This is a genomic window from Streptomyces sp. NPDC054887 (assembly GCF_053610585.1).
The window spans coordinates 1-17,505 of record NZ_JBSGYQ010000100.1 but is presented as its reverse complement, the minus strand read 5'-3'; the positions used below and the strand labels follow the sequence as shown (position 1 = coordinate 17,505).

The window sequence follows — 17,505 nt, the reverse complement described above, 5'->3', positions numbered from 1 at the left end:
CTTCATCAGACACGCAGACTTCAACGGCACGAGGACCCGGCGACATTGCAACAGGATACAAACTTAGCCCTTGGATTTCAGGCGCATGACACTAGTGCACATACGAAGAAGGCCATTGCCGGTGGGTGCTGAGTCCCGTGCGCGGCAATGGCCTCCTCGTAAGATCTGCGGTCGTCCGTTACGTACGCGTCCGACTGCTGTAGACCCTAGCTGGGTCTACGCCCGACCGCCGAAACGGATCAGATGCCGACCTTGATGCGCGAGAAGCGCTTCAGGGTGACACCGGCCTCGTCCAGAACCTTCTGGACGGACTTCTTGTTGTCCAGGGCGTACGGCTGGCCGAGGAGGGTGGCCTCCTTGAAGAAGCCGTTGACGCGACCCTCGACGATCTTCGGGAGCGCGGCCTCGGGCTTGCCCTCGGCGCGGGTGGTCTCCTCGGCGACGCGGCGCTCGGCCTCGACGACCTCGGCGGGGACGTCGTCGCGGTCCAGGTACTTCGGCGCGAAGGCGGCGATGTGCTGGGCGATGCCACGGGCCAGCTCGGCGTCGGCCTTGTCCAGCTCGACCAGGACACCGATCTGCGGGGGCAGGTCGGGCATGGTGCGGTGCATGTAGGCGCTGACGTAGGCGCCGGAGAACTGCGCGAAGCGGTCCAGGACGATCTTCTCGCCGAGGTTGGCGTTGGCCTCGTCGACGTACTGCTGGACCGTCTTTCCGGCCTCGATCTCGGACGCGAGGAGCGCCTGGATGTCGGCGGGGGACGTCGCGGCGACGTGGGCGGCGAGCGCGTTGGCGACGGCCTGGAACTTGTCACCCTTGGCGACGAAGTCCGTCTCGCACTTCAGCTCGACGAGGACACCGGAGGTGTTGTCGTCGGAGAGGAGGGAGACGACCGCGCCGTTCTCGGCAGAACGGCCCTCGCGCTTGGCGACGCCCTTCTGACCCTTGATACGCAGGGCCTCGACGGCCTTGTCGACGCTGCCCTCGGCCTCGTCGAGCGCCTTCTTGCAGTCCATCATGCCGGCGCCGGTGAGCTCGCGGAGCTTCTTGACGTCCGCGGCGGTGTAGTTCGCCATGATCTGTGAATCTCTTTCGAAGTCGAAACGAAGATCTACGGGTGGCGGCGGGGGCGGGCGCTCACGCGCCCTCCCCCGCCGTCGTCAACCGTGACGGGTGTCAGGCCTGCTCGGCCTCGGCGGCCGGGGCGGCAGCCTCGTCGGCCTTCTCGGCGTCGGCGACCTTCTCGGTCTCGGCGGAGGTCTGCACCTCGGCGTCGGCGGCCGGGGCAGCGGCCTCGTCAGCCTTCTTGTCACCCTCGAGCAGGTCGCGCTCCCACTCGGCGAGCGGCTCGCCGGCGGCCTTGTCGCCCGGCTTCTGGTCGCCGGTCGCGGCGCCGGAACGGGCGATGAGGCCCTCGGCGACGGCGTCGGCGATCACGCGGGTGAGCAGGGTGACGGAGCGGATCGCGTCGTCGTTGCCCGGGATCTTGTAGTCGACCTCGTCGGGGTCGCAGTTGGTGTCGAGGATCGCGACGACCGGGATGTGGAGCTTGCGCGCCTCACCGACGGCGATGTGCTCCTTCTTGGTGTCCACGATCCAGACGGCGCTGGGCACCTTGGACATCTCGCGGATACCGCCGAGGGTCTTCTCCAGCTTGGTCTTCTCGCGGGAGAGGACCAGCAGCTCCTTCTTGGTGAGGCCCGACGCGGCCACGTCCTCGAAGTCGATCTGCTCGAGCTCCTTCAGACGCTGAAGGCGCTTGTAGACGGTGGAGAAGTTGGTCAGCATGCCGCCGAGCCAGCGCTGGTTGACGTAGGGCATGCCCACGCGCGTCGCCTGCTCGGCGATCGCTTCCTGCGCCTGCTTCTTGGTGCCGACGAACATGATGGAACCGCCGTGGGCGACGGTCTCCTTGACGAACTCGTAGGCGCGGTCGATGTACGACAGCGACTGGAGCAGGTCGATGATGTAGATGCCGTTGCGCTCCGTGAAGATGAAGCGCTTCATCTTCGGGTTCCAACGACGGGTCTGGTGACCGAAGTGGACGCCGCTTTCCAGCAGCTCCCGCATCGTGACGACGGCCATGGCCGTACTCCTTGAGTTACTCGGTTTGCCGCGTCCGCAGGATTGCGGTCGCGCCTGACGCCCCATGCGCCGTGCCACGAAGGACCGAGCGGCGCGGCCACCGACCGCTGAGAGGGTGAGTGGCGGGGCGTGCGAAGTCGACCCGGTGACCCGGATCGCCACCAGAAGTGTACGGGACCTACGCGGTGCCGGGTGACGGCGATGTCCACAACCGGCCGCCGGTCCACAGATCAGGTCCGTGATCCCCACGGAGCCGTGGGGCGGGGGACGGTTCATGGATGCGACGAATGACTGTGCTGGTACTGATCCTGCTGGCGGCGATGGGCGTGGGGCCCCCGCAGTCCGCCGCCGACGAGCCGCCCGCGGGGCGGGTGTGGCCGGTGGGCGGCGGGCGTCCACCGGTCCTGCGGGCCTGGGAGCCGCCGCCGTCCCCGTACGCCGCCGGGCACCGCGGGGTGGACCTGGCGGCCGGGGCTGGCGAGGCGGTACGGGCGGTGGCCGCGGGCCGGGTCTCCTTCGCCGGGCCGGTGGGCGGGCGCGGTGTCCTGTCCGTCACCCTGCCGGGGACGGGCGAACCGCCGCTGCGTACGACGTACGAACCGGTGCGCGCGCTGGTCGCCGAGGGCGACACGGTGACCGCCGGGCAGGTGGTGGGCGTCCTCCAGAACGGCCCGTTCCACTGCCCGTCCGGATGCCTGCACTGGGGGCTGCGCCGGGGCGCGGCCTATTTCGACCCGCTGACGCTGCTGCCGGACCGCCTGCTCCGCCGCGGCCCTCCGCGCCTGCTGCCGGTCTTCGGCGTTCCCCTCCCGCCGGTGGCGGGAGCGCTGCCCCGGCCGGACCTGGCACCGCGAGCGGACGGTCTGTCGCGTACGAGCGGGCCGTGGCACTCGGGCGGGCTGTCGCATACGGGCGGGCCGTGGCGTGCGGGCGGGCTGTCGCGTACAGGTGGGCCGGCAGGGGCCGGCCGGGTCCTAGCGGTGGGCCGGCCGGCAGGGGAACAGTGGTGGCGGGCGGGTCAGCCCTGGACGCCGCGCAGCGCCATCGCCACGGCCGTGTCGGCGATGACGTCCGGGTCCTCCGCCGCGCCGAGCTCGATGCGCCGTACCGCCGCGTCGACGACCCCCTGGAGCATCATCGCCGCCAGCCGGGGCTGCTCGTGGCCCAGTGCGCCGAGCGCTTCGACGATCATCGTCACCAGACCGCCGTGCGCGGCGCGGATCTTCTCGCGGGCGCCCGCGTCGAGTTCGCTCGCGGAGATCGCGACCACGGCGCGGTGACGCCGGTCGCCGACCAGGTGCAGCTGGGAGCGTACGTACGCCTCGACCTTGCCGGCCGGGGTGTCGGCCCGCTCCATCGCGCTCTCGACCTCGGCCGCCCAGACGGGGAAGTCGACCGCGCACAGTTCCTCCACGACGGAGGCGCGGGACCGGAAGTACTCGTACACGGACGACCGGGCGAGGCCGGTGCGCTCCGCGAGGGCGGGGAAGGTCAGCGCCTCCGTCCCGCCTTCGGACAGCAGGGAGCGGGCGGCGTCCAGCAGGGCGCCGCGCTGCATCGTCCGGTGCTCGGCCACCGAGGCCGCTCGAATCCTTGGCACGGTCCCACTCTACGGATGAGCCGCCGTCCTGACGATGCGACCGCGGCGGCAGGGACGATTCAGCGCCGCCGTCAGCGCCCCGCGTCCGCCAGCTTGGCCCGCAGTTGCAGTACCGATTTGGTGTGGATCTGGCTGACCCGGCTCTCGGTCACCCCGAGCACGTTGCCGATCTCGGCGAGGGTGAGACCTTCGTAGTAGTAGAGCGTGACCACGGTCTTCTCCCGGTCGGGCAGGGTGTTGATGGCGCGGGCCAGCAGCCTGCGCAGCTCGCGGTCCTCGGCGACCTCGACCGGGTTGTCGGCGTGCGTGTCCTCCAGCGTGTCCATCAGACTGAGCCGGTCGCCGCCCTCGCTCCCCGCGTGCAGCAGCTCTTCCAGGGCGACGACGTTCGCCAGGGACAACTGGCTGAAAACAGCGTGCAGTTCCTCCAAGAGGATGCCCATCTCCGAGGCGACTTCGCTCTCGGTGGGCGTGCGGCGCAGCTGCGCCTCCAGCGTCGCGTACGCGCGCTCGACGGCCTTGGCCTTCTGGCGCACGGAGCGCGGGATCCAGTCCAGGGCCCGCAGCTCGTCGATCATGGCGCCGCGGATGCGGGTGATCGCGTAGGTCTCGAACTTGATGGACCGCTCGATGTCGAACTTCTCGATGGCGTCGATCAGCCCGAAGACCCCGGAGGACACGAAGTCGGCCTGCTCGACATTGGGCGGCAGCCCGACGCTGACCCGGCCCGCGACGTACTTCACCAGCGGCGAGTAGTGCAGGATCAGCTGCTCGCGCAGCCGCTCGTCGCCCGTGGTCTTGTACGACCGCCACAACTCGTCGAGCGAGGAGGGTGCGGCGGGCCGCACACTGCCACGCGCCGCGTGCGGCACTGCCGCGCGGTCAGACCCGGAGGTGTGCTGGGGCATGCGTTGCCTTGAGCCGTTCTGCTGTGCCGTCGGGGGGATCTTGCGCCTGGGGGGAATCCCTGTGAGCGTAGCGTGACTGCGGCGTCGCAGTCCGCGCAGGATATGGGATCGCCCCCGTCAAGATGAATGCCGAGCGGCACGCCGCTCTCCGGGGCCGTCACCGTGTACGGCGGCCCCGGAGAGCGGTCCGGGCGGGCTGAAAGGCTCATCACCAGTACCTTTTCACCCGAATGCCGCTGGTCAAGGACCGCCTCGCCGCGCGTTCGCGTGCTCCGCGGACGCGGGCGTCAACTCCCAGCCGTCACCCCGCCGTTCGACGAACCCCAAGGAGTGGAGTTCGTACAGCTTGCCGAGTGCGTCGTCGGGGGTGGTTCCGGCTTCCCGGGCGACGCCGCGCGCGTCGACGGCGCCCCGGGCCGGCAGCGACTCCAGTACGAGCGCCGCGGCGGGGTCCAGCAGATCTCTCGGCAGCAGCGGCCCCCGGCGCGCCGGGGCGAGATCACCCATGTCCCCGACGAGCTCCACCACCTCGGCGGCGTCGGTGACCAGCACGCCCTCGCCTCTCAGCAGCTCGTGCACCCCCGCCGAGAGTCCGCTGGTGGCGGGACCCGGCACGCCCATGGTGAACCTCCCCAGCCGCTGCGCTCCGCGCGCCGTGACGAGCGAGCCGCTGCGGTACTCCGCCTCCACCACGACCGTGCCCCGGGTGAGGGCGGCGATCACCCGGTTGCGCAGGACGAACCGGCTGCGGGTGGGATGCGCGCCCGGCGGCAACTCCCCGATCACCAGTCCCTGTTCCGCGATGCGCCCGATCAGTTCCGCGTGCCCCCGGGGGTAGACGACGTCGACCCCGCAGGCCAGCACCGCGACCGTGGCCCCGCCTGCGGCGAGCACCCCCCGGTGGGCGGCGCCGTCCACACCGAAGGCGGCGCCGGACACCACGACCCAGCCCCGCTCCGCCAGGCCGGCGCCCAGCGACGCGGCCATGTGCGCCCCGTACGAGGTACAGGCCCGGGCCCCGACGACAGCGACGGACCGCAGCGCCCACATCCGCAGATGCGGCCTGCCGCGCACCCAGAGCCCCACCGGCCGGCCGTCTCCCAGGTCGTCGAGCTGGCCGGGCCACTCCTCGTCGCCGGGGCACACGAAGCGGCCGCCCACGGCGGCCACGGCCGCCAGGTCCCGCTCCGGATCGGCCGCCGCCGCTCGCAAGCGGTACCCGCCGAGCCGCTTCTCCGTCACCCCGGTCAACGCCTCGGCCGCTTCGGCTCCGTCGACGGCGGTGAGCCGGCGCAGCAGGTCCACCGCCCCGAATTTCCGCAGCCACCGACCGGCGGCCTCGTCCCCCGGCTCGACGACCCGGGTCAGCGCCGCCCGTGCCAGCCGCTCGGGGTCCGGCACCGGCCCGGCCGGCGCGGTCGCCGCACCGTCCGGACCGCTGCCGAGCGTCGCCCGGCCGGTCGTTCCCCCCGTCTTCACCAGCGTCTCCCCCCGCGCTCCGGCGCTCACCCCAGGCCCCCGACCGTCGCCGGGGCGCCCCGCGCGATCCCCGTGCGCAACTCCAGCGCCAGATCGACATGGCGTTCGTCGGGCCGGTCGCGGCCGGCCAGGTCCGCGACGGTCCAGGCGACGCGCAGCACCCGGTCGAGGCCGCGGGCCGTCAGCAGCCCGCGTTCCATGTCCCGCTCGGCGGCGCCCAGGGCTCCGGGCGCGGGCTGCCAGCGCGTCCGCAGTTCATGGCCCGGCACGTCGCTGTTCGTGTTCCACGGGGTGCCCTCCAGCCGCGCCGCCGCCCGCGCCCTGGCCTCCCGTACCCGCTCCGCGACGGCGGCGGTCGGCTCGCCACGTCCGCCGCTCCCGAGCAGGTCGGCGCGCTGCACCGGCTCCACCCCGACGCGCAGGTCGACCCGGTCGAGCAGCGGCCCCGAAAGGCGCGCCTGGTACTTGCGGATCGCCGACGGCGGGCACTCGCACGCCGAGCCGTGCAGCGTGTGGCGCCCGCAGGGGCACGGGTTCGCGGCCAGCACCATGAGGAACCGCGCCGGCAGCCGCACCACACCGGCGCTCCGCGCCACAACCACGTGCCCCGACTCCAGCGGCTGCCGCAGCGAGTCCAGGGCCCGCCCGCTGAACTCGGGCGCCTCGTCCAGAAAAAGAATCCCGCGGTGTGCGAGCGAGACCGCTCCGGGCCTGGGCAGTCCGTTGCCCCCGCCGACGAGCGACTGCATCGTCGCCGAGTGGTGCGGCGCGCAGAACGGCGGCGTGCCGACCAGCGGCTCGCCCGGCGGCAGGATGCCCGCCACCGAGTGCACCGCCGTGACCTCCAGCGACTCCTGCCGGGTCAGCGGGGGCAGGATCGCGGGCATCCGTTCCGCCAGCATCGTCTTGCCCGCGCCGGGCGGCCCGTGGAGCAGCAGGTGGTGACCGCCGGCGGCCGCCACCTCCAGAGCCGTACGGGCCGCGTGCTGCCCCGCCACGTCCGCGAGGTCGGGGCCGTCGCCGCCGCCGTGGCCGGCGACGGCGAGCCCGGTGCCCACCCCGGCGCCCGGGACCAGCAGCCCGGCGAGCATGGCGTCGGGCCGCCCCTCCTCGGCCCGCTCCTCCTCGGGCACCTCGGCCCCGGTCAGCACGGCGATGAGCTGGCGCAGGCTCCGTACGCCGAGGACCGACACCCCGGGCACCAGCGCGGCCTCCGCCGCCGTCTGTTCCGGCACGACGATCTGCCGGTATCCGGCTTCCGCCGCGGCGAGGACGGCGGGCAGCACCCCGCGCACCGGCCGGACCCTCCCGTCGAGCCCGAGCTCCCCGATCAGGACGAGATCGGCGATCGCCTTGGAGTCGATCCGCTCGGCGGCCCCCAGCACCGCTACGGCGACGGCCAGATCGAAGCCGCTGCCACTCTTGGGCACGAAGGCCGGGCTGAGCCCCACCGTCAGTTTCTTCTGGGGCCATTCGGCGTCCGAGTTGACGACGGCCGCCCGCACGCGGTCACGGCTCTCGACCAGGCTCTTGTCCGGCAGCCCCACCAGCGTGAAGGCGGCCACGCCCGGCTCCAGGTCCGCCTGGACCTCGACCACCACGCCCTCGACGCCGACCAGGGCCACCGAGCACGTGCGCGCGAACCCCATCACGCCACCGCCCGTACGTGCTCGACGAGGGGCGCCCCGCGCCGCGGCAGCACCACCCCGACGAGGTCGATCCGCACCCCGCCCGGCGGGGGTCCCCCGTGCTCGTGCATCCAGCGCTCCGCCAGCCGGCGCAGCCGCTCCGCCTTCGTGGACCTGAGGGCCTGCATCGGGTGCTCGAACGGTCCGGCCCTGCGGGTCTTGACCTCACAGACGACCAGTGCGTCGCCGTCCCGGGCGACGATGTCGATCTCTCCCGCCCGGCAGCGCCAGTTGCGTGCCAGGACGGTCATGCCGCCCTCGACGAGCCTGCGCGCCGCGAGATCCTCTCCGTACCGGCCGAGGGCTCCTGTGGCATTCTTCGCGTTCATCCGGTTCCACCTCCGGAACCGAATGTGCCGTGATCACCACCACCTTGTGGATCTTGGTGGACAACCCGGCGATTGTGGAAAACTCAGCCACTCGGAAGTTCGAGGTCGCTCTTGTTGAGCTCCTCGATGTTCACGTCCTTGAACGTAAGGACCCGCACCTGCTTGACGAACCGGGCCGGCCTGTACATGTCCCAGACCCAGGCGTCCGCCATGGAGACTTCGAAGAAAACCTCACCCTGGACCGAGTGCACCTGCATCTCGTAGTCGTTCGTGAGGTAGAAACGCCGCTCGGTCTCGATCACGTATTTGAACAGACCGACGACGTCGCGGTACTCCCGGTAGAGCTTCAGCTCCATCTCGGTCTCGTACTTCTCGAGGTCCTCGGCGCTCATGGCATGTTCCCCTTCAGCCTTGCGTCCCCCTATTGTGCGCCAGCCCCGTGCGCCCCTATGCGACTTCCGGGGCCAAGACCGTCGGCGTACCAGGAGGACCCTCGTCGAGCAGCGTACGCAGCAGCCCGGCGAGCTTGATGGGGTACACCGTCTCACGCGTCGCGGACAGTTCGGCGGAGGTCCACCACCTCAGCCCCGCGACGCTCCGCCGCTCCAGACCGGTCAGCCCCTCCAGCACCGTCTCGGTCCGCTCCGTACGCGCCAGGTAGAACCATTCGTCCTGGTCCCAGCGCCGCCCGTCGAACATGAACGAGCAGTGGCGCTGCCAGATCACCGGTCCGAGCTCGACCTCTGTGATCCCCGTCTCCTCCGCGACCTCGCGCAGCGCCGCCTCGGCCCGCGTCTCGTCGCCCTCAAGACCGCCGCCCGGGGTGAACCACCAGGTCAGCGCCGGATCGTCCGGCTCGTACCCGTGCAGCAGCAGGATGCGGTCGGCCGGGTCGAGCAGGATGACGCGGGCCACCTTGCGGAGCCCGCCCCGCGCCTCGGCGCGTGCGTTGGTCTCCACGGTCACCTCACCGCCTCACGCGTACCCGCCCGGCGCCTCCCGACGCGCTTCGCGACGGGTCCGTACGCCGCCCCGCCGAAGATCAGCACCACTCCGGCCGCCACGGCGGCCAGCACCCCGGTGATCGGTCCGGGCCGGGACACACCGCCCGGCAGCGCCGCGAAGCTGTCCGGCCGGGCGAGGGTCCCGCCCCAGGGCCAGGCCACGGCGTCGACGCGCGCGTCCACGTTGGCCACCGGGACCGTTCCCTTGGCGGCGTCCTCGAGGTGGCCGCGGGAGTCGACCGACGTACGCCGCTCGTCGCCCAGCAGGAAGAGGTGGCCCTCGGGCACCTCGGCGGTGAAGGGGGTGGTGGACGCCGGCTCCCCGCTCGCCAGGTAGGGCTCGTCCAGGGGCTTGCCGTTCAGCGTCAGCCGGCCGTCCTCGCCGCAGCAGGCGACCTTGTCGCCGCCGGTCCCGACCACGCGCTTGACCATCGGCAGGTTGCCCCACACGGAGTCGGAGAAGATCACCACATCGCCGCGCCGTACGTCGCCGCTGCCTATGCGTTGCGCGAGCACCCGGTCCCCCGCCTTGATCGAGGGGGTCATCGAATCGGTCGGCACCGTGTACGGCTTGTACTGCACCGCTCCCCAGGCGAAGCCGCCGAGGAAGAGCACACAGCCGACGGCCACGGCCAGCCCGGACAACGCGTTGCCCAGCCGGCCGCGGCCGCCTTCTGTACGTCCTGTTCCGCTCATCGCAGCGCTCTCCACTCGGGAATCGAAATCGCTGATCCGAGCGGCACCCTACCCGGCGGTACGCCCGCCGGTCAGCCTCCTCCTGCGCCACAGCACCAGCGGGAGCGCGCCCGCGAGTCCCACCGCGCCGGGGGCCGCCGCCATGGCGAGACCGGCGGCGTTGAGCCCCTGCTGGTCGAACGTGCCGGGCACCGACAGCGCGGACCAGCGGTTGACCGGCCAGGCCACCACGACCGCGCGCCCGACGACCTCGTCGTTCGCGACCGTGCCGTGGCCGGGCAGCTCCTGGTGGTAGCGCGAGTCGAGCGAGTTCTGGCGGTGGTCGCCCATCACCCAGATCCGGCCGTCCGGCACCTTGAGCGGCCCGAAGGGCTCGTCGTTGCAGGGCGTGTCGCCGGGGAAGATGTACGACTTCTCGTCCAGCGCCTTCCCGTTGACCTTGACCGGCCCGTTCTTCTTGCACTCGACGGTGTCCCCGCCGATCGCGATGACGCGCTTGATCAGGTCCTTCTCCTCGGCGGACGGCATGAGGCCGATGAAGCTGAGGAACTTCTGCACGACGTTGGGCTCCGGTGCCTCGGTGGTCTCCAGCCAGCCGCCCGGATCGTGGAAGACCACGACCTCGCCGCGCTCCGGCTCGGAGCCGAACCACGGGGTCAGCTTGTCGACCAGCACCCGGTCGCCCCGCTGCAAGGTGTTCTGCATCGAGTCCGAGGGAATCGAGAACGCCTGCACCAGGAAGGTCTTGATCAGCAGGGCCAGGAGGAGCGCGATGCCGATCAGCAGCGGCAGCTCCTTCCAGAACGAGCGCGGCTTCCTCGGGCCCGCGCTGTCGCCACTGCTGCTGTCGTCGCTGCTGTTGTCGCTGGTCGGGTCTTCGCCCCGTACGTCGTCGCTCACGGCTGCGGGTGACTCCGGTCGTTCCTCGGGCTCGTCGCGTTCGGATCGTGCGCCGACCGCCAAATCCCCCACATCAACTCCTCACTCCGTTCCACCGCCCGCGCCACACCTGACGCAGACCCACCACTCCCATAACGAGCGGGAGTTCCGCAGGGGTCGGGAGCAGGATCATTTCGTTCGATTCCTGGGACGACACCCTATTCGACGGGCCGGTCGCCGCGGTCGTCCCGGCGCGCGGGTCGGGGACACCGGCGTACGTCCCGGGCTCCTCCAGCTTCCGCCAGTGGCTGAAGGGCCACACGATGGCGACGGCCCTTCCGACCACCAGGTCCTCCCCGACTGTGCCCTCGAACTTCTCGTCCAGGTGGAACCGCGAATCGGCCGAATTCGACCGGTGGTCGCCCATCACGAACAGACGGCCGGCGGGCACCTTCACGTCGAACTCCAGCTCGGACGGACGGTCGCCCGGGTCCAGGTACGGCTCCGCGAGCGGTACGCCGTTGACCGAGACCCGCCCGTCCGCGTCGCAGCACTTGACGGTGTCCCCGCCGACCGCCACCACGCGTTTGATCAGGTCCTGTTCGTCCTCGGACGGCAGCAGGCCGATGAAGGTCAGGGCCTTCTTGATCTGCTTGACGACCACCGGGTCCTCGCCGCCGGCGAGGTCGTTGTTCTCTTCCTGGAGCCAGCCGCCGGGGTCCTTGAAGACCACCACGTCACCGCGCTCCGGCTTGGAGCCGAACCACGGTGTCAACTTGTCGACCACCACGCGGTCGCCGATCCGGATCGTCTGCTCCATCGAGCCGGAGGGGATCACGAAGGCCTGCACCAGGAACGTCTTCAGGACGAGCGCGATGAGCAGCGCCACCGTGATCAGGATCGGTATTTCCTTGACGGCCGACCTCTGTCGCCGCCGCTTCACCCGTTTGGCCAGCTTCCGCCGGTCCGCCCTGCCCGGCAGCGCGGGTCCGGTGGTCGGCCGCGTACCGGTGGGCAGCCGGGTGTCCGCACGGTGGCTCGCCCGTGCCCGCCCCCGGTTACCCATGGGACCCGACCGGCCCGGGCGCGGTGACGCGGCCGAAGGCGCCGGAGTCGTCCAGCGAGGCCCAGCGGCCCACCGGCCAGCCGATCCAGTCGGCCCGCCCCAGGACCTTCTCGACCGGCACCATGCCGCCGCCGGGCTCACCCAGGTGGTCGCGCGAGTCGCGCGAGTGCGATCTGTGGTCCCCCATGACCCACAGGGTGCCCTGCGGCACGACGATGTCGAAGGGGACCCGCGACGGCGCGTCGCCCGGGTACAGGTACTCCTCGTCCACCGGCGAGCCGTTCACCTCGACCCTCCCCCGCTCGTCGCAGCACACGACCCGGTCGCCCCCCACGCCCACCACGCGCTTGATGTAGTCGGTCTCGGCGGGCTCGGCCAGTCCCACGGCCGCGGCCGCCCACCGCAGCACCCCGGTGACCGGGTTCCCCTCGGGCTCCTCGCGTACGAAGGACCCCGTGCCGTCGAACACGACCACGTCGCCGCGCTGCGGCGCGGAACCGAAACGGTACGCCAACTTGTTGACGAGCACCCGGTCCCCGATGTCCAGGGCGGGCTGCATCGAGCCGCTGGGGATCAGGAAGGGCTGCATGACGAAGGTGCTGAAGAGCAGCAGAAAGACCGCGCACGCGCCGCCGAGCAGAGCGGGCCGGCGCCACGGGGCGTCGAGAAAACGCGCGGAGCGCGACCCCTCTTCGTCCCCTGGCGGGGGGACGGAAGAGCGGTCGCGCTCCGTGTCGTGTGCTTCGGTGTCCATCGGGACCTGAGCCTATCCGGCCGGTCCCGGGCGCCGAATGCGCGATCAGCGGTCGCGCTTCTCCTTGATCTTCGCGGCCTTGCCGCGCAGCTCACGGAGGAAGTACAGCTTGGCGCGGCGGACGTCACCGCGGGAGATGAGCTCGATCTTCTCGAAGATCGGGCTGTGCACCGGGAAGGTGCGCTCGACGCCGACGGAGAAGGAGACCTTGCGGACCGTGAAGGTCTCGCGGACGCCCGAACCCTGGCGGCGGATGACTACGCCCTTGAACTGCTGCACACGCGAGCGGTTGCCCTCGATGACGCGCACGTGGACGTTCACGGTGTCGCCGGGGCGGAACGCGGGAAGGTCGGTACGCAGCGAGGCGGAGTCGACGGAGTCGAGAAGGCTGGACATGTGAGTCTGCTTCCTCGCCGATGCCACAGGTCATCGACGGAATTCGATAAGAGAATTTCGGGGTGCTGTCCGCGTCGGGCGGGCGTCGTTCCCCCTGTGGCAGGGGCGCACGCCGGACGTACAGCAGCGGCCTATTCTTCCACGGCCGCGGGGCTGCGCCCAAATCGGCCGTCGGGACCGGGCCGCCAGCCGAGGATGCTGAGCATCTCGCGGTCCTTCTTGTCGAAGGCGGCGGGGTCGCAGCGCTCGATCAGATCCGGCCTGTTGGCCGTCGTACGCCGCAGCGCCTCGTCCCGGCGCCACCGGGCGATCCTGCCGTGGTGGCCGCTGAGCAGCACGTCCGGGATGCCCCGGTCGCGCCACTGCGGCGGCTTCGTGTACACGGGGCCTTCGAGCAGGTTGGCCATCGCGCCGGGGGCGAAGGAGTCGTCCCGGTGCGATTCGGCGTTGCCCAGGACGCCGGGCAGCAGCCGGGCCACGGCCTCGGTGATCACCAGTACGGCGGCCTCGCCGCCCGCCAGGACGTAGTCGCCGATGGAGACCTCGTACACCGGCATGCGGGTGGCGTACTCGTCGACGACGCGGCGGTCGATGCCCTCGTAGCGCGCGGGCGTGAAGACGAGCCAGGGCCGTTCGGAGAGTTCGACGGCCAGCTCCTGCGTGAAGGGCCGGCCGCTGGGCGTGGGCACGACCAGCACCGGGCCGTGCGCCCCGTGCTCGTAGCCGTCGGCCAGGGCGTCGTCGAGCGCCGCGCCCCAGGGGTCGGTCTTCATGACCATGCCGGGGCCGCCGCCGTAGGGGGTGTCGTCGACCGTGTGGTGACGGTCGTACGTCCAGTCCCTGAGGTCGTGCACGTGCACGTCGAGCTGTCCTCGGGCACGGGCCTTGCCGACGAGCGAGACGTTCAGCGGCTCCAGGTATTCGGGGAAGATCGTGACGACGTCGAGCCGCATCAGTCGTCGTCCCGGCTGGAGGCGTCGTCCCGGCCGGACTCGTCGTCCCGGCTGGAGGCGACCACTGCCTGGCTGTCGTCGATCAGGCCCGGCGGCGGGGTGATGACCGCGCGCTGCTCCTCCAGGTCGATCTCGGTGACGATCTCCTCGACGAAGGGGATCATCACCTCGCTGCCGTCGGGGCGCCGCACGATGAACAGGTCCTGCGAGGGCAGGTGGGTGATTTCGGTGATCCGGCCGATCTCGGTGCCGTCGGCGAGGACGACGTCGAGGTCCATCAGCTGGTGGTCGTAGAACTCCTCGGGGTCCTCCGGAGTCGCCGCCGGGTCGACCTCGGCGATGAGGAGGGTGTTGCGCAGCGCCTCGGCGGCCGTGCGGTCCTTGACGCCCTCGAAGCGCAGCAGCAGCCGGCCGCTGTGCACGCGGCCGGTCTCGACGGTCAGCGGCCCGGTGGAGGCGGGGTCGGTGGCGAGCACGGCGCCCGGCCCGAGCCGCAGCTCCGGCTCGTCGGTGCGCACCTCTACCGTGACCTCGCCCTTGATGCCGTGGGCGCGGCCGATCCGCGCGACTACGAGCTGCACTTGATGTTTCTCCTGTCTTACGACTACGGGCCGGGAAGGGCTCGCGAGCCCTTCCCGGCCCGAGCCGGCGAATCTAGGTGAAAACGGCCGACTTCGTCAGCGGACCTGGTCCACGTCGACGAGGTCGACGCGGATGCCACGGCCGCCGATGGCACCCACGACCGTACGCAGAGCGCGAGCGGTGCGGCCGTTGCGGCCGATCACCTTGCCGAGGTCGTCGGGGTGAACCCGGACCTCGAGGACGCGTCCGCGGCGCAGGTTGCGCGAGGCGACCTGCACATCGTCGGGGTTGTCGACAATGCCCTTCACGAGGTGCTCGAGAGCCTCCTCGAGCATGCTCAGGCCTCGGTCGACTCGGCGGACTCGGCCGCGGGAGCCTCGTCAGCCTTCTTGTCGGCCTTCTTCGCCTTGGGGGTGATGGCCTCGCCCTTGGACTCGTCGCCACCCTCGAGGCCCTTGGCGAACGCGTCGAACGCGGCGCGCTTGTCGGCCTTGGGCTCCGGCTGCAGCAGCGGCGCCGGGGCCGGGAGGCCCTTGTGCGCCTGCCAGTCACCGGTGAGCTTCAGGATGGCCATGACCGGCTCGGTCGGCTGGGCGCCGACGGACAGCCAGTACTGCGCACGCTCCGAGTTGACCTCGATGCGCGACGGGTTCTGCACCGGGTGGTACAGACCGATCTCCTCGATGGCCCGGCCGTCACGGCGGGTACGGGAGTCGGCGACGACGATGCGGTAGTGAGGCGAACGGATCTTGCCCAGACGCTTCAGCTTGATCTTGACTGCCACTGGAGTGGTGTCTCCTGGTCTATGACGTGGTTGGGCACAACGAAGATGCCACGTGGGGTTGCGGTACTCGGGTGCCCGATGGACGCGTCAGCCGGAGGCGAGAGGGTTCCTGTGCGGCTGTCGAGTACAGCTAGCCATTGTGCCACACACCTGTGGCGCGGACATCACCCGGCCGGCACCCGGCCGGGAGGGCTGCGACCGGGCACCAGCGGCGTCGGCGAAGGGGCGGTCAGCTCGCTGCTGCCACCACTTCAGGGATACGGAAGGGTTTCCCGCAGCCCCCGCACACGATCGGGGCCTGGGCCAGGACCGAGGGGACGACGCGGACGTTGCGCCCGCAGTCGCACACGGCCTTGACCCGCACCCCGCCGCCGGACGAGCCGTGCCGGGCGGCAGGCCCGCGGAAGGAGCGCTTGGAGTCCGACGCGGTCGCCACCGTGTGCGCCTTGAGGGCGCGCTGGAGCCGCTCGATCGTCGGCCGGTAGCGCCGCCTCGCCTCGGAGTTGAGCGAGACCAGCGAGAAACCGCTGCTGGGATGCGGCTCCTCGGGGTGGTCGAGGCCCATCTCCTCGGCGATCGCGAGGAATCTGCGGTTGTGGTAGCGGCCGGCGCGCGAGGTGTCACGGACGCCGCGGGCGGCGGCGATGCCGTGGACTGCCTCGTGCAGCAGTCGTTCGAAGGAGAGCTCGGCGCCACAGGCGGACGACGACTCTCCGATCAGGGATTCGGGCGCGGCTAGGTCTGGCAGCTCGGGGTGGTACCGCTGAATGTCGGCCCACGCCTGCGCCAGCTCTGCGGCGAGAACAGGTGGTGTCGTGCTCACGTCGTGACAACGAGCCGGGATGCCCCGGTGTTCCTATTCCGGGGCATCCCAAATAATTTGCACGTACCAGTCAGTTGCCATTGATGCGTCGTGACGAGGGCGGGTGCGCTGATCTGCGGAGGACACGCCCAGCCCACATCATCCTGGGGCGTACCCGCGCGTACGCCCCGGCGCGTAGAAAAAGGCTGCACGCCGGGGCATCGGCCGCTCCAGCGGGCGCGGGCCACGGGCCGGGCGCCGGCGCGGCCACCGGGGGAAGCGCCGCTGTGCGCGACAGTACCGGGGGCGCGCGGCCGGCCGGACACCGCCCCGGCCCCGGTGAACGCGTCCGTACGGCCGTCGTTCCCTTCCCGTGGCGCGATCCGCGCGGCGGCGGCACTCTGGAAACTGCATCGGCTCCGGCGCGGGGGCGCACGGCAGGGGCATACAAGCATTGCCCTTCAACCCCTGGACTTGCCGCCGGATGCGGAGTTCCCTGGCTACGGGGAGTACAGGCGCACGCACACGGGGGAACGTCCATTCAGGACACGACATGACCTCTCGGCGGATTGGGGCGCTTTCGATGACACCTACGCTCGTCCGGCACCACCGACACCACGCGAACGCGGCCTCCGCGCCGGCGACCGGCGTGGGCGCGCGCGCCCGCGACTGGGCCGAGATCCAGGAGCGGATGCTGGTCCCGCTCTACGAAGCGGCGTACGAACGGCTCGAGGTGGGCTCCGCCACCCGGCTGCTCGGACTCGGCTGCGGCTCGGGTCTCGCCCTGCTGATCGCCGCCTCGCGGGGCGCGCACGTGACGGGCGTCGATGCCGATCCCGACCGGGTCGCGCTGGCTCGCGAGCGTCTGCTGGCGGACGCGTCGCGCGGGGGCGGCGCCGCCGACGAGTCCGCGCCGGAGCCCCCGCGCCTGTACGAAGGCGGGGCGGCGGCGGCCGGCGACGGCTCCGCGCGGGCGTACAACCTGATCACCGCCTTCGAACCGCTCGGCTGCGCGGCCGGCGACTCCGAGGGGCTGGCGGCGGCGCTGGAAGGCGCCATACCCCTCGCCGAGCGCGGCAGCGAAGTGGTGCTGGCCGGGTGGGGGCCGCCCGAGCGCTGCGCGACGTCGGCGGTCCTGCGCGTGGCCTCCCGGCTGACCGAGACGCTGCGCGGCGGCGGCCGGGGCTGGCGTCCGGCGCTCCGGGACGATCTGGAGGACGTGGCCTCGCGGGCCGGCCTGAAACCGGACGGCTCGGGGCGGGTCGCGTGCCCCTTCGGTTACGCCGACATGGACAGCGCCGTGCGCGGCCTGATGTCGACCGGGCTGTTCGACGCGGCGGTACGGGCCACTGACCCGGCGCAGGTGGAGAAGGAGCTCGCCGAGGCGCTGCACCCGCATGTGCGGCGGGACGGAACGGTCTGGATGTCGAACGTCTTCCGCTACCTGATCGCCCGTACCCCGTAGGCGACGCGCCGCGGGCGCCCGCTCCGGCAAGGAGG

19 protein-coding genes and 2 pseudogenes are annotated in these 17,505 nt (G+C 71.5%); 2 read left to right on the top strand and 19 right to left on the bottom strand.

Annotated elements, in window-relative coordinates; all coding sequences use genetic code 11:
• Window positions 1-239: 239 nt before the first annotated feature.
• Both tsf and rpsB read right to left on the bottom strand, forming a co-directional pair.
• Window positions 240-1,076 (bottom strand): translation elongation factor Ts, encoded by an 837-nt coding sequence (gene tsf / locus ACWGH0_RS32805; protein ID WP_453407918.1) that lies wholly within the window; start codon window positions 1,074-1,076, stop codon window positions 240-242.
• 100 nt (window positions 1,077-1,176) lie between these two features.
• Window positions 1,177-2,085, bottom strand: coding sequence for a 30S ribosomal protein S2 (rpsB, locus tag ACWGH0_RS32800; protein WP_452806154.1), 909 nt, complete (start codon window positions 2,083-2,085; stop codon window positions 1,177-1,179).
• Between the two features lie 278 nt (window positions 2,086-2,363).
• Between rpsB and ACWGH0_RS32795 the strand changes: the two are divergent.
• Window positions 2,364-2,762 (top strand): annotated as a pseudogene (locus ACWGH0_RS32795) (peptidoglycan DD-metalloendopeptidase family protein); the annotation flags it as partial.
• A 341-nt stretch (window positions 2,763-3,103) separates the two neighbouring features.
• On the opposite strand, the gene ACWGH0_RS32790 reads toward ACWGH0_RS32795, so the two are convergent.
• The 17 genes and pseudogenes from ACWGH0_RS32790 to ACWGH0_RS32710 all read right to left on the bottom strand — a co-directional run bounded on the left by ACWGH0_RS32790 (window position 3,104) and on the right by ACWGH0_RS32710 (window position 16,026).
• A complete protein-coding gene (locus tag ACWGH0_RS32790) occupies window positions 3,104-3,661 on the bottom strand; it encodes a TetR/AcrR family transcriptional regulator (protein WP_453407921.1) in 558 nt (185 codons plus the stop codon).
• A gap of 95 nt (window positions 3,662-3,756) precedes the next feature.
• Window positions 3,757-4,593, bottom strand: a complete 837-nt coding sequence (gene whiG, locus ACWGH0_RS32785; protein ID WP_453407917.1) for an RNA polymerase sigma factor WhiG — start codon at window positions 4,591-4,593, stop codon at window positions 3,757-3,759.
• Window positions 4,594-4,833: 240 nt separating this feature from the next.
• Window positions 4,834-6,072 (bottom strand): DNA-processing protein DprA, encoded by a 1,239-nt coding sequence (gene dprA, locus ACWGH0_RS32780; RefSeq protein WP_453407916.1) that lies wholly within the window; start codon window positions 6,070-6,072, stop codon window positions 4,834-4,836.
• A 26-nt stretch (window positions 6,073-6,098) separates the two neighbouring features.
• Complete coding sequence (locus tag ACWGH0_RS32775) at window positions 6,099-7,721, bottom strand: YifB family Mg chelatase-like AAA ATPase (protein ID WP_453407920.1); 1,623 nt, start codon at window positions 7,719-7,721, stop codon at window positions 6,099-6,101.
• A complete protein-coding gene (locus ACWGH0_RS32770; RefSeq protein WP_453407915.1) occupies window positions 7,721-8,089 on the bottom strand; it encodes a YraN family protein in 369 nt (122 codons plus the stop codon). Before ACWGH0_RS32770 ends, ACWGH0_RS32775 begins: the two co-directional genes overlap by 1 nt.
• Window positions 8,090-8,172: 83 nt before the next feature.
• Window positions 8,173-8,481 (bottom strand): DUF2469 domain-containing protein, encoded by a 309-nt coding sequence (locus ACWGH0_RS32765; protein WP_003993268.1) that lies wholly within the window; start codon window positions 8,479-8,481, stop codon window positions 8,173-8,175.
• 55 nt (window positions 8,482-8,536) lie between these two features.
• The gene (locus ACWGH0_RS32760; protein WP_453407914.1) at window positions 8,537-9,049 is read right to left on the bottom strand and encodes an NUDIX hydrolase; all 513 of its coding nucleotides are present in this window, start codon (window positions 9,047-9,049) and stop codon (window positions 8,537-8,539) included.
• Between the two features lie 2 nt (window positions 9,050-9,051).
• Window positions 9,052-9,789, bottom strand: a complete 738-nt coding sequence (gene lepB / locus ACWGH0_RS32755; RefSeq protein WP_453407913.1) for a signal peptidase I — start codon at window positions 9,787-9,789, stop codon at window positions 9,052-9,054.
• A 48-nt stretch (window positions 9,790-9,837) separates the two neighbouring features.
• Window positions 9,838-10,752 carry a signal peptidase I gene (gene lepB / locus ACWGH0_RS32750; RefSeq protein WP_453407919.1) on the bottom strand — a complete coding sequence of 305 codons (915 nt, stop codon included), beginning with the start codon at window positions 10,750-10,752 and terminating at the stop codon, window positions 9,838-9,840.
• A pseudogene (lepB, locus tag ACWGH0_RS32745) lies at window positions 10,670-11,734 on the bottom strand (signal peptidase I); the annotation flags it as partial. The gene lepB (ACWGH0_RS32750) and the pseudogene lepB (ACWGH0_RS32745), both read right to left, overlap by 83 nt.
• On the bottom strand, window positions 11,727-12,488 hold the full coding sequence (gene lepB, locus ACWGH0_RS32740) for a signal peptidase I (protein ID WP_453407912.1): 762 nt from the start codon (window positions 12,486-12,488) through the stop codon (window positions 11,727-11,729). The pseudogene lepB (ACWGH0_RS32745) and the gene lepB (ACWGH0_RS32740), both read right to left, overlap by 8 nt.
• 45 nt (window positions 12,489-12,533) lie before the next feature.
• Entirely contained in the window at window positions 12,534-12,884 is a 351-nt protein-coding gene (gene rplS / locus ACWGH0_RS32735) for a 50S ribosomal protein L19 (RefSeq protein WP_093798805.1), read from the bottom strand.
• A 131-nt stretch (window positions 12,885-13,015) separates the two neighbouring features.
• Entirely contained in the window at window positions 13,016-13,837 is an 822-nt protein-coding gene (trmD, locus tag ACWGH0_RS32730; protein ID WP_453407911.1) for a tRNA (guanosine(37)-N1)-methyltransferase TrmD, read from the bottom strand.
• Window positions 13,837-14,418 (bottom strand): ribosome maturation factor RimM, encoded by a 582-nt coding sequence (gene rimM, locus ACWGH0_RS32725; protein WP_453407910.1) that lies wholly within the window; start codon window positions 14,416-14,418, stop codon window positions 13,837-13,839. The genes trmD and rimM overlap by 1 nt, the downstream gene beginning before the upstream one ends.
• Window positions 14,419-14,514: 96 nt before the next feature.
• On the bottom strand, window positions 14,515-14,754 hold the full coding sequence (locus ACWGH0_RS32720) for an RNA-binding protein (protein WP_005311361.1): 240 nt from the start codon (window positions 14,752-14,754) through the stop codon (window positions 14,515-14,517).
• Between the two features lie 2 nt (window positions 14,755-14,756).
• Window positions 14,757-15,203 carry a 30S ribosomal protein S16 gene (gene rpsP, locus ACWGH0_RS32715; RefSeq protein ID WP_028814561.1) on the bottom strand — a complete coding sequence of 149 codons (447 nt, stop codon included), beginning with the start codon at window positions 15,201-15,203 and terminating at the stop codon, window positions 14,757-14,759.
• Window positions 15,204-15,432: 229 nt separating this feature from the next.
• Complete coding sequence (locus tag ACWGH0_RS32710; RefSeq protein WP_453407909.1) at window positions 15,433-16,026, bottom strand: hypothetical protein; 594 nt, start codon at window positions 16,024-16,026, stop codon at window positions 15,433-15,435.
• Window positions 16,027-16,588: 562 nt separating this feature from the next.
• On the opposite strand from ACWGH0_RS32710, the gene ACWGH0_RS32705 reads away from it, so the two are divergent.
• Window positions 16,589-17,470 (top strand): methyltransferase domain-containing protein, encoded by an 882-nt coding sequence (locus tag ACWGH0_RS32705; protein WP_453407908.1) that lies wholly within the window; start codon window positions 16,589-16,591, stop codon window positions 17,468-17,470.
• Window positions 17,471-17,505 lie beyond the last annotated feature (35 nt).